12 protein-coding genes are annotated in these 10,675 nt (G+C 48.6%); 5 read left to right on the top strand and 7 right to left on the bottom strand.

Annotation, left to right across the window (positions count from 1 at the left end):
* Window positions 1-267: 267 nt before the first annotated feature.
* Together QUA50_RS24450 and QUA50_RS24445 are read left to right on the top strand one after the other, a co-directional pair.
* A complete protein-coding gene (locus QUA50_RS24450; RefSeq protein WP_333259491.1) occupies window positions 268-1,632 on the top strand; it encodes an ATP-binding protein in 1,365 nt (454 codons plus the stop codon).
* 190 nt (window positions 1,633-1,822) lie between these two features.
* A complete protein-coding gene (locus tag QUA50_RS24445) occupies window positions 1,823-2,389 on the top strand; it encodes a hypothetical protein (protein ID WP_333259493.1) in 567 nt (188 codons plus the stop codon).
* Window positions 2,390-2,721: 332 nt separating this feature from the next.
* Here the strand turns inward: QUA50_RS24445 and QUA50_RS24440 are convergent, their stop codons facing one another.
* From QUA50_RS24440 to QUA50_RS24410, 7 genes are all read right to left on the bottom strand, one after another.
* The gene (locus tag QUA50_RS24440; protein WP_333259495.1) at window positions 2,722-3,918 is read right to left on the bottom strand and encodes a GNAT family N-acetyltransferase; all 1,197 of its coding nucleotides are present in this window, start codon (window positions 3,916-3,918) and stop codon (window positions 2,722-2,724) included.
* Window positions 3,919-3,948: 30 nt separating this feature from the next.
* Window positions 3,949-5,196, bottom strand: a complete 1,248-nt coding sequence (locus tag QUA50_RS24435; RefSeq protein ID WP_333259497.1) for an IS110 family transposase — start codon at window positions 5,194-5,196, stop codon at window positions 3,949-3,951.
* Window positions 5,197-5,477: 281 nt separating this feature from the next.
* The gene (locus QUA50_RS24430; protein ID WP_333259500.1) at window positions 5,478-5,780 is read right to left on the bottom strand and encodes a hypothetical protein; all 303 of its coding nucleotides are present in this window, start codon (window positions 5,778-5,780) and stop codon (window positions 5,478-5,480) included.
* A gap of 86 nt (window positions 5,781-5,866) precedes the next feature.
* Complete coding sequence (locus tag QUA50_RS24425; protein WP_333259502.1) at window positions 5,867-6,376, bottom strand: hypothetical protein; 510 nt, start codon at window positions 6,374-6,376, stop codon at window positions 5,867-5,869.
* A 16-nt stretch (window positions 6,377-6,392) separates the two neighbouring features.
* Window positions 6,393-7,196 carry a hypothetical protein gene (locus QUA50_RS24420; protein ID WP_333259504.1) on the bottom strand — a complete coding sequence of 268 codons (804 nt, stop codon included), beginning with the start codon at window positions 7,194-7,196 and terminating at the stop codon, window positions 6,393-6,395.
* Between the two features lie 2 nt (window positions 7,197-7,198).
* Window positions 7,199-7,600, bottom strand: a complete 402-nt coding sequence (locus QUA50_RS24415) for a hypothetical protein (protein ID WP_333259507.1) — start codon at window positions 7,598-7,600, stop codon at window positions 7,199-7,201.
* A 121-nt stretch (window positions 7,601-7,721) separates the two neighbouring features.
* Window positions 7,722-9,185 carry a hypothetical protein gene (locus QUA50_RS24410; RefSeq protein ID WP_333259510.1) on the bottom strand — a complete coding sequence of 488 codons (1,464 nt, stop codon included), beginning with the start codon at window positions 9,183-9,185 and terminating at the stop codon, window positions 7,722-7,724.
* Between the two features lie 161 nt (window positions 9,186-9,346).
* On the opposite strand from QUA50_RS24410, the gene QUA50_RS29315 reads away from it, so the two are divergent.
* The 3 genes from QUA50_RS29315 (at window position 9,347) to QUA50_RS24395 (ending at window position 10,621) form a co-directional block, all read left to right on the top strand.
* Window positions 9,347-9,541, top strand: a complete 195-nt coding sequence (locus QUA50_RS29315) for a plasmid mobilization protein (RefSeq protein ID WP_445243190.1) — start codon at window positions 9,347-9,349, stop codon at window positions 9,539-9,541.
* 256 nt (window positions 9,542-9,797) lie between these two features.
* Window positions 9,798-10,082 (top strand): HU family DNA-binding protein, encoded by a 285-nt coding sequence (locus QUA50_RS24400; RefSeq protein ID WP_333259516.1) that lies wholly within the window; start codon window positions 9,798-9,800, stop codon window positions 10,080-10,082.
* A 161-nt stretch (window positions 10,083-10,243) separates the two neighbouring features.
* Window positions 10,244-10,621 carry a hypothetical protein gene (locus QUA50_RS24395; protein ID WP_333259518.1) on the top strand — a complete coding sequence of 126 codons (378 nt, stop codon included), beginning with the start codon at window positions 10,244-10,246 and terminating at the stop codon, window positions 10,619-10,621.
* Window positions 10,622-10,675 lie beyond the last annotated feature (54 nt).

Raw genomic sequence — 10,675 nt, 5'->3', positions numbered from 1 at the left:
CCGTCATGAGTGGACGGGCGGGACGCCCATCCCACAATAACAATTAAAATTATAAGTTATTTAATTCGCGATCCTTATTAAATTGGTTAAACTGAGATGTTGCACCATTGTCAGCAACAGGCTTTCCGGCCTGTTCCACAAAGAATAGATTGTCTTGTGGAACAGGCCGGAAAGCCTGTTCCGAAAAGGCTAATTGAGAATGGTGCAACATATGAGTTAAATCAGTTGAATCAATTACACAATCCGTTGCCGAACTTCCTTCGCAATATGTTTCAAGCTACCCGCCGCCGCCTAGCTATTTGGTACACTGCCGTTACTGCTGTATTGTTACTTGTATTCGCCACAGGTTTCTATTTCTACGTCCGCAATACTTTAATCGATCGCATTGACGACACCCTAAATCATGTTGTAGAAGTAATAGAGCGAACTCTCGTTATCGAACCGCTAAGTTTGCCTGCTACCAAAGATAAAAAGAAGTTACAAGTTAATATTCAAGCCAGTTTTCGAGATAGCACCGATGCAGTAGAAGACGACCACATTGATTTAGAATGGTTCAGTCCTACGGGCGAATTGCTGTGGTCTACATTATCAGAACCCCTGAATATTCCCATTCACGCTAACCGCACCGGCGAAACAGTTTGGATAATTAATAATAAGTCACAGTCCGATCAAAACTATTCCCTCAGACAAGTAACGCAGCGAGTGGAAATCGGCCGCCAAGTTCTGGGATATTTGCGAGTCAGCCATCCTTGGTTTGAAGTGACAAAACCCATCCGCCAATTAATTCTCGATTTGATTTTGGGCGCGAGTTTAACTCTAATTTGCGTTGCGGCTATTGGCTGGCTGCTGTCGGGATTGGCGATGGCACCGGTGCGGGAATCTTACGGGCGTCTCAAACAGTTTACCGCTGATGCTTCTCACGAACTCAGAAATCCGATCGCCACTATTCAAACTAACGTCCAAGTAGCTTTGGCCGAACCAGATATCGAACCGCAGCAGCATCAACAGCTACAAGTTATCGAACGCCTCACCCGCCGTTTGGGGCGCTTGGTTGACGATTTGCTGTTTTTAGCCAGACAAGACAGCGGTATCGTGCAGCAGCAGTGGATTGAAGTTCCCCTCGATGCTTTGCTGATGGAAGTAATTGAAGAACAACAGGCGATCGGGACAACCCAAAATCTCTCTCTTTCTTTAGAAATTGTCGATCTGCCCAACGCTGACGACAACTTTACACTGTTGGGCGACTGGGATCAACTAGCGCGACTGTTTACCAATATCGTAAGCAACGCCGTGCAGTACACGCCCTCTGGCGGCGAAATAGAAGTAGAATTGCAACTTGCAGCCAAAAACAAAAGAAATTCGGCGATGTTAAATCCAGCACTGCAAATAAAAGTAACAGACACCGGCATCGGAATTTCCGCAGAAGCCCTGCCGCATTTATTCGATCGATTCTACCGCGCAGATCCCGCCCGCACCCACCGCAGCGCCGCCGGTTCCGGTTTAGGATTAGCCATCGCCAAAGCAATTGTCGAAAATCACCGCGGCCAAATCCGCATAGACAGCCAAGTCGATCGAGGTACCGCAGTTACCGTCACCCTCCCCGCCCACAAATCAGAAGCATCTCGCCTGTAAAACTTCCCCTCTTCCCCTCTTCCCCTCTTCCTCTGCGCCCTCTGCGCCCTCTGCGGTTAAAAAAAAATCTACCCCTCAAACCCTTATTCTTCCTACCTCTGGCCCAAACCCAGCTATTAAAACTCATTTCCGCCATAGATTAACATAAACGTTGTTGGAAAACCTCGATCGAACTTGTGAGGAGTTATTTATGTTTCACCACAATCTACCGTTAAAAAAAATCAGCTTGCTAGCAGCCACCGGCGTCGGTTTACTCGTTAGTTTCGCAACAATTTCCCAGGCAGGCGGCCCCCCGCCCCAACAAGGAAAACCCGTTTCCCAACCCGCAGAAACTCCCGCAGCCACTGAAGAGCCCGTCAGCCAACCAACTCCGGCTGCGAGTCCGAGCCCCAGCGGGATGCCCTCTACACCAACAGACGCGCCTGCCCGCTTCCCCATGCCCAGTGCGCGAGTTACGCCTGCCGAAGGCATGATAGTAATTAAACTGGTGAATACCACCAATGCTGTCATCAATTATCAAATCGTAGGCGTCACCCAGCCGCGCACTCTGGGCGAACAATCCGAAATTTTGCTTCAAGCCCTCCAAGTGCCCATCACCCTCACTTATCAGCGCCCAGACGGCGGATTGGTGCTGGTTCGCCCCCAAGCAACCGCGATGCCGGGAATGTTGCAAGTCAGTTTCGGCGCGACAACTGAGTTGGAGGCTGATACAAAATCGCTGCAAATTCAGGAAGATGGCAAGGTAATTTTGAATTAGTTTAACTGTTGACTGTTGACTGTTGACTGTTGACTGTTGACTGTTACCATTCGTGTCAACTTAAGACTCAAATCCATAATCAATATCGTTTATAGTTGAGTTTAGATCCCCCCTTAATAAGGGGGGAAAAGAGTATTCTTACCTCCCCTCTAACTCCCATTAATAAAGGGGAAAGAGCATTCAAAGTCAACCCCTACTCCCCACCGACCAGGGGGATTTAGGGGGATCGAAACTTCGATACAAACGAGATATACACAGGGTTTTAGTATTAGGTTGACACCGATGGGCTGTTACTAATTCCAAGTTTCCAATTCCAAATTCCCAGTCAATCGTCACTCGCCGAGTAACAAAGGAGGTAACTTAGTAAAAGGTAAATCCTCGTTGATTGCATCAATTTCTTCCTGTTCTCTTTCGTTAATTTGACCGATATAAGACTTGAGAATTTGGGCAAGACGGTTGTTATAAAATCGGTGCAAACTATAATTTGGCGTAGCTGGAAAGCCGCGCCGTTTTTTGTGTCTGCCGCCGGCACCGGGATCGAAGCTTTGGATGCCCCGATCGATCGCCCATTCGATCGGCGTATAGTAACAAGCATCGAAGTGCAAGCAGTCAATTTCCTGCAAACTGCCCCAATAACGCCCGTACAGTCGATCGCCCTTATACAAACAAAAAGACATACCCATCGGCTGTCTGTCATCTTCCTTGTCGTAGGCTGCTACAAATAAAACTCGATCGCGATAATTGTGGTGCAACTGTTCAAAAAATCGCTTAGTCAGGTACTTGCTTCCCCACCAACCAAATTTGTCGCAAGTATTCTCATAAAAAGCATACATTTGAGCAAACATAGCTTGGGGAATTTCATCGCCAGTCAGCGTTTTTACCAACAAACCAGCTTGGTCAACTGCTTTGCGTTCGCGTTTGATATTGCGGCGCTGGTTGGCATTAAATGCGCCTAAATAATTGTCAAAATTTTGATAGCCTTGATTTTGCCAAATATAACTGTGGTGCAGCCAACCGCTGAAACCGTGGCGTTCCATTCTTTCGCGCCATTCGGGATCGACATAAAGGAAATTGCAGCCGGAGATATTGTGGCGAGCGCAAAAATGGTCGATCGCGCTTACCATTACTCCCGTTAACTCGTCTTCATCTTCCCCCTCGGCAATCAAAAACCGATAGCCTTCAGCCGGAGTAAACGGCGTCATTCCCATCAATTTGGGATAATATTGAATACCCAAACGTTGAGCTAAATCCGCCCACTGATTATCGAATACAAATTCGCCGTAACTGTGGCTTTTGACATAAAGTGGCGCGCAAGCAATCAACTGTTTGTCTCGCCAGACAGTCAAGTGATGCGGCAGCCAACCGGTTTTACCTGTCGCAGAGCCCGATACTTCGAGATTGTTCAGCCAATCCCATTCCAGAAATGGAGTTTTTAGTGGCATCGCTAGGGCATCCCACGACGCTTGCGGGATTTCGCCTATTTTGCTAATCCAGGCTACAGAATATTGAGGTTTTGGCTGTTTCAGCATAGGGAGACTTGTGCGTAGAGCGATCGAACTTCACTCTAGCAATTCTGGATCGTGGATTTTGGATTTTAGATTGCAGTGAACGAGTTCCTGCACCAATTCTTTGAATAACAGCTTAACCGCTTTGGCCGCTACACGCGATCGCACCAACCGCACCGGCCGACCGCTGGCTTTTTCAGAATCCATAATCTCGCCGAGCCGATCGCCGATGTCATTGGCCATACGGCAGCGGCGCACTTCCACCCGCGTAAAAATCCACTGCCAGAGAGCGCGGCGGCACAAATCAGAACCGCCCACAACTTTAGATTTTTGTAGGTCGCCGCTGGACTCTTGCGACGGCGCGTAGCCAAGAGCTTTGCAAAATCTGCGAAGCGATAAATGTCGCTTGGTCGGTTTGCCCGATTTTCGCCCCTTACGAATTTTTACATCCGGTTTGCCGTCGGCAGCGAGGTAGTTTTCAAACGGGTAAATCTGGCTAAGTAACAAAGCTTCAACGCGGCGGCCAAATCCAAAACGCGCAAACACTTTGCGGTACGGTAAAAACTGCGGTTCACCCACAAGTTTTGACAATTCAAATTCGAGTACCATTTCTTCTCGCTGCAAATCGCAAATGCGGGCGGCGTGTTTCCTCAGTTCGTCAGTTATCCCCAGTCCGATCGACCGCTCCAGCAGCAAATCGTATTTAACAGACTGTCGCTCGCAGCACAGCCAGCCCCACAAGAGCGGAACTTTCTCGCCCGACCGAAGCGATTTAATCAGTGCCGCTTCTGGGAACTGCCAAGCTAAATCTTGTCTGGCGCGGTTGATAATCGGACTTTGTACGCGGTTAAGGTGCGCGAGCCGGAGCACTAACCGACGAATTTGTACGATCGTGCGATCGCGCATTTGGACAAATCGGCGGGGCGCATCTTGATAGTCCCAGCCGTAAATTGCCAAAGCCAGCGCATCGGCATCGTCGTCTTTGTCGGGTAAGCCCAAGTGGTGTTCGCGAAAACTCCTTAACTCTTTATGCCCGACAAGCCGCACTTCTACCCCCGCCCGTGCAAGCTGAGTCCCCCACAAAATCTGATAATTAATCCCCGTGGGTTCCATTATTGCGATCGTGTTTTCCAGATTTTTCGATCCAATTAGTGCAAGTAGTTCACTAATTCCGTGCGCGGTAGCGGCAAATTTGTGGAAATTGTAGCGGTAATAAAATTCGCGAGGTTCGTCAATTTTTTCTGATATTAAGCAGCACGAAACCGAGGCCTTGCTAATATCCAAGCCAATAATTTGCGTCATTCCATTTTTAAGGGTGAGGTTTCCAAATCTCGCAGCAGCAGCTTATGAATCACCCAAAGGCCACATAATGAGCCTACTTCACTCTTAAAGCTTCAAAGTGCGCGAGACAACAATTAATTAGGCTGTGACCGAGCTTATGAAGTTCGGAAAGCCTCAATGAGCTTGCTTCATTTAGAAAGCCCTAAGCCGCAGCCTTTTCAATTGACGAATCGGGTTGGAATCGATCCGCGACTCCCCCTTATCAAAGGGGAGTTTCGGCCGCCGAGTCCGAGCGGCCATCTTCAGGCGGTTGTCACGATGGAATTTGTCGCAACTAAGGCAATGTAGGCGTAGAGGTAGTCAATATTTTGTGTTAGAGCTGTTGCAAAATCATCTGTTGAATAAGTTCGCAATAAGTAGTTTGCAGCGTTGACATACTGATTCAAGCATCTGTCGGGAGGCTGTTTTCGCAGCAATCCTCTAGCTTTCGCTTCTTTTATAGTGAGAAAAACTTCTTGAGTCTCTGCGTCGCTAAAGTTGTGAAATTGCTGTTTTGCCAATTTGACTAACTCGGTAACGTGCTTGTTTTGAGTTCGTGCGTTCATAGTAAGGTGGTAGTAGATACGGTGGATAGTCAAGACACCAAGCTCATGGCGACTAGGGTGTAACTAGCCGCTATTTTTGTGGGAATTTACAGTTTGTGTGCCGCGAGAATCTTCATCTTGTCCGTCAAGCTTCCTGTTGCCCTTTCCTCAATTTGAGATTCGATCAAGTTGCGTAAAGTGTCATTAACTTCTTCTTCTGTCGGGGATGGGATGTTTTGCTCGATCGCTTGAAAAATCGCTAAGTTCGCCTCGTCCCGAGTTAACCCCGCTACATTCATGAAAGATTCCATAACGGCTGCGAACGCTGCGAGCTGAGTGTAAATGAGCTCCTTTTGCTCGAAAGGCAAATCGAGCATCCCGCCGGCTGACTTTTCTTGATAGCTGTCGGGAACTATGCGAATTGATTTGAGGTTCAGTTCGCAACTGTCTAGCGCGCTGTCTAGCATTTCTGCTAACTCTTCTAGTTCGCGGTAATTGCCTTGGCTTTTGAGAATTAAATCGGCGATGTGCACGTCGAGAGCTACAGTTTCGGCTTTGATTTCAGGTCGAATCGCGGGCAACTCGGAATGCCTGTAAGTGAAAGTATTGTGAGTCATGGCTTTAAAAAACTAACTAGGATGAGTCCGACACTTTGCCGGATCTATTCGGGTTGATAGCTTTTTGATAGCTTTTTGAGGGTTTATTTTTGCCAAACCCTGCTGAGGGTTCAGTTTTGACGAAGGCTTCAGCCCGATCGCAAATTTCCTCTTTTTCGGCCGTCAGTTCCGTTTCTTCGTCGTCATCGGGCGGTTCTTCGTCGGGCGGTTCACCCCCGCCAATGAGCATTTCGAGGTAGGCGGAAACTGCCATGCCCGCTGCTGCTGCTTTCTGTTGCAGCAGTTGGTAAGCTTTGCCGCCGATGCGGACTTGCTTGGCTCTGTCCTCTGGGTTTTCATCCAGAGCTTCCGCAATCTTGGCCGCTGTTATCAGTTGGGGGGGGTAATCGTTAATAACGGTTTGCCATTTCTCAGAAAGGTGAGATTCACCGTACTCATCAACCTTTGCAAATTTCAACAGCGGCAGGGCTTGGGCCACACAGGTGGGGAGGATTTTGAATTTGGCTTTGATGAGTCGCAGGCAGATTTGGGCGGCTTGAATAATCTTTTTGCAGTACCAGGGCGATCGCCCTAACGCTCGATTGCAGTATTCGGCAAAATCTTTGTACTGCCGTTTATATAAGCGGTAGCGGCGGACGGCTTCGAGCATGATTCCTTGCTGCACGTAGTCGAGGAAGCTGCGCTTGATTCTCTGGGTGAGCACGGCAATGTCGTTGTGGGGCACTTCGTGGGAAATTTCGGATTCAAAATCCAAGAGTGGTTGAAATTCTGTCTCTGGGGGTTCCCAGTAAATGTCGTTGAAGTCGGCGGTAATTTCCATGATTAAAACTCGGATTTGCTAATAACTTTAACCTCGGAAATAGAAGCATCTTGTGGCAAAAATCGCTTGTCAAATGTCAGTCTAGGCGAAATTGGATCGACGCCCAGATTCTGTAAAAAGAATTTCAGGCTTTCATAATGTTCTGTGGCTTTCTCGATATCTTTGAGAATTCCTTTGAGCTTCCAAGCTTTGTTCTCTATTTCAAGTTCTAATGCGTTCACATCTTTCGCTAAACGGTTCTCGGCGTTTACTTCTGAGAGAAGTTTGTCAACTTCAGATTTCAAAGATTGATATCCCTCTGAAAGATTATCTACATCGCTGCTAACTTCGATCCTGCCATCTTTCTCTAGGTTGTCCCAGTTATTTTTCTTGTAAACGGGAACGGAAATTTTTAGAAAAGTCATTGATTTTCACCTATTTGATAATGGTTTAAGGAAGCGATCGCCCCGTTCGTCAAGACGATCGCACAAACGAGATATGGGAGATAAGTTCGTCATGTTCAATGCTCTATGCAAGCAGCCGCTTCTAGTGCATGGCATCACCTCCCGGAGGCGATCGCCCTGACTGACTGCTACTGCCAGCAGCGATGTGGGTAATATGCGCTTGGCTGCGATTGGGCTGGGTGTAATGCCGATTTGCGTTTAAGGACTTTTTGGCAGTGTCAGACCCGATCGCCCCCGGTGGAAATTTCGGCGGTTTGGGCCCTGGCAGTTTGGCAAAATTCCCTGTGTCGGGCGGTTCGTCGGTGTCGATTTGTCGCGCAGCGCGATCGCACCAAGCGTCAAATGTGGGAATTGAAAAGTTGCAAGTGATGGAACTTTCGGGAGCTGGTGAATGTTCCGACACTTCGGACGGTTCCGGTTCGTACCAGTCATCGGGGCAAGGGGCCCACTCGCAGAAGGAATCGAGGGAAATTTCTAGCGGTTCGGGGTGTTCGGCGTCCCAAAGTGCGATCGCCTCGCGGAACGCATCGAGGGATTCAAAATCATTCGGGTCTGGCGGTTCGTCTACCACTGGGACTTCAAAATCGAGCAAGTTTAGCTGGCCTTCAGAATCAGCATGAAACCGAATAGATTCAGGCTGTGGTGGGGAATAGCGAGCGAGAAACCTCTCGGAAAAAGTAACCCCTGTCAAGATCGGATTTGGATCAACTTTTTCAATATCGAGGTGATTTTTGGCCGCTGGTACGATCGCACTTTGGCTCACTTTTGGCTCAATCCGTCCTTTGCCCTCACCACGGTTGGGGGGCTGTTCGTCATTGAATGTGGCCGCTAGTTCAGTTGGCTGATGGGATAAAACTCCCCCTCGAACTGCTTCACTATTCCCAGCCAGCGCCAATACTCGATCGCCTTCTTCGCTTCCCAGTGCTTCAGCTTTAGCGCCGCTGCTATCTCGAACTGATTCGGCGGGATGAGAGCGCCAGTTATGTACATCAGCACTTTCTGTTCTGTCGAGTTGGGGTTTAGTTTCTGCATTTTGTGCGATCGGCTTAATGGACGCCTTGGGATAAACGATGCGACCAAACTTGGACTCGATCGGCGGCTCTTGGACTTGGACTGTGAAATCCTGTAAGTCAATGCCGTCTTTTGTTTCCGGCCTATGGATTGGCGGCTCCTGGGCTTCAAGTAGGATTGGGCCGGGGTAGTGCTTGATCCGACAGTAATTGCAGTGCAAGCAGCGAATTATCGGCTTGTCCAAGCAGTCTCTTGTGGTGTACAAAGCGTGAGCAGCGTTACAAAACGGACACACAAGCGCTGACGGGGAAGATTCGAGCAATGGCTCCTGGCGTTGAATTTCGATCGCCTCCTGAACCGGTTCGACACCGGGGGAATCTTCCAGCAGTTGCAGCAGCGGGGGCTGCACGCCGATGAGTGCATCTATCCAGTTTTGGCGGCATCGTCTGTCGCCTTCTGGTACCACATTCAGTTGCCAGCCGATTTCCTTCAATTCCTTGAGATTTTTCTGTTGTAGCTGTTCCAGGGTGTACATAGGTTTTGGGGAAAGGGCGGGTATGCAGTCCCGCCCGATTCGTTTGGGGTATGCACGGTGCATTTGTACGTGCAATCATGATAGCATCATTACACGTGCTAAAATAACTGTCAAGACTAGCACGTACAATTAGTGGGGAAGGTCTTATATGGCTAAAAACTATGCAAAATCAGGAAAAGAAGACGATAAACGCAACAGTCCGCCTCGACGAGGAGGATTGGGAGGCGCTGAAGAGCAAAGCAAGAGCACTGGGGATGAAGTCTCGGACGGAGTTCCTGAAGGCGATAGCACGTGGCTACATAGAAGCACGGAAGACCCTATCGACGGAGGAAAAGCAAATCTTGGGAAAATATTAAGCCAGTTGAGGGTACTGCAGCGGTCTCACCTGGCTTACGTTGAAGCTCATGAAGAAAGACTTAAGAATAGATTGAAGGCGGCAGAAGAGCATCACAACAACATCACCGACCAAATGAATCAACTAGAGCAAGAGATTCTTGCACTTCTAGGAGAAACAGTCTGATAGTCACAGAAACCAGCATCGCCGTCGGGTGCTGGTTTTGCGTTACTAATAACTAATGACTAACAACTAATGACTAAAGGGCGATCGCACTTATGAACAAAGCAGAACTCATTGAACTAGCCGCCACCAAAGCAGACACCACCCAGAAAGCAGCCAATGCACTGTTAAACGCTCTGATAGATTGCATCACTCAGGCAGTCGCCGCCGGTGAAAAAGTAACGTTAGTAGGTTTTGGTAGCTGGGAAGCGAGGGAGCGGAAAGCTCGCGACGGCCGCAACCCTAAGACCGGGGAAGAAATGAAAATCCCCGCTACCACCGTGCCGACTTTCTCAGCAGGCAAGCAATTCAAAGATGCTGTAAGCGGCCGAACTGCGTAGACAATTTGCTGAAAGGGCGAAATGACTGCTACAGATAAATACACTTTCTATGAGAGCTGCGTTTATCTGTAGCACTGCAATAATCGCCGATTTGTCGTCAAGGGCGATTTGTCGTCAAGGGCGATCGGCTGTAGACAAGTAGTAGACAATTTGTAGACACAATGAAAACTCCCCCCAACCTGAAGAAATACACCGACGAAGTGAATTCGCTGCAGGACTTGCCAGCGGCGACGGTAGAACTTCCACCGCTGGCAGCCATCGCCATCATCAGCCACATTCAATTTGCAAGCCGCCACCCAGATATTGCGGGTGATACTTTTACCAAGATTGCGATCGACACGGCGAAGCAACTGCAAAATCTGTTCAACCCAGACTCGGAAACTTACAAAGTGCTGGAACTCGGCTGGAATCCCGATGCTGACATCCTAGTGCCACAGGGAACCTGCGACGAAGACCTCGACCCCGAAGTTTTAGCGACGATAAAAGATTTTGTGAAATGTCTTAAGAGCGAAGGCTTTGAAGTAGTTACGGATATGTAGGATTTGGCCGATTTGTCGTCAAGGGCGATCGGCTACCACTCTAGACAAATTAGA

The organism is Microcoleus sp. M2_D5 (assembly GCF_036701935.1).
In the GTDB taxonomy this organism is placed as follows: domain Bacteria; phylum Cyanobacteriota; class Cyanobacteriia; order Cyanobacteriales; family Microcoleaceae; genus Microcoleus.
The sequence above is the reverse complement of the archived record's forward strand: the minus strand, read 5'-3'. Positions and strand labels throughout refer to the sequence as shown.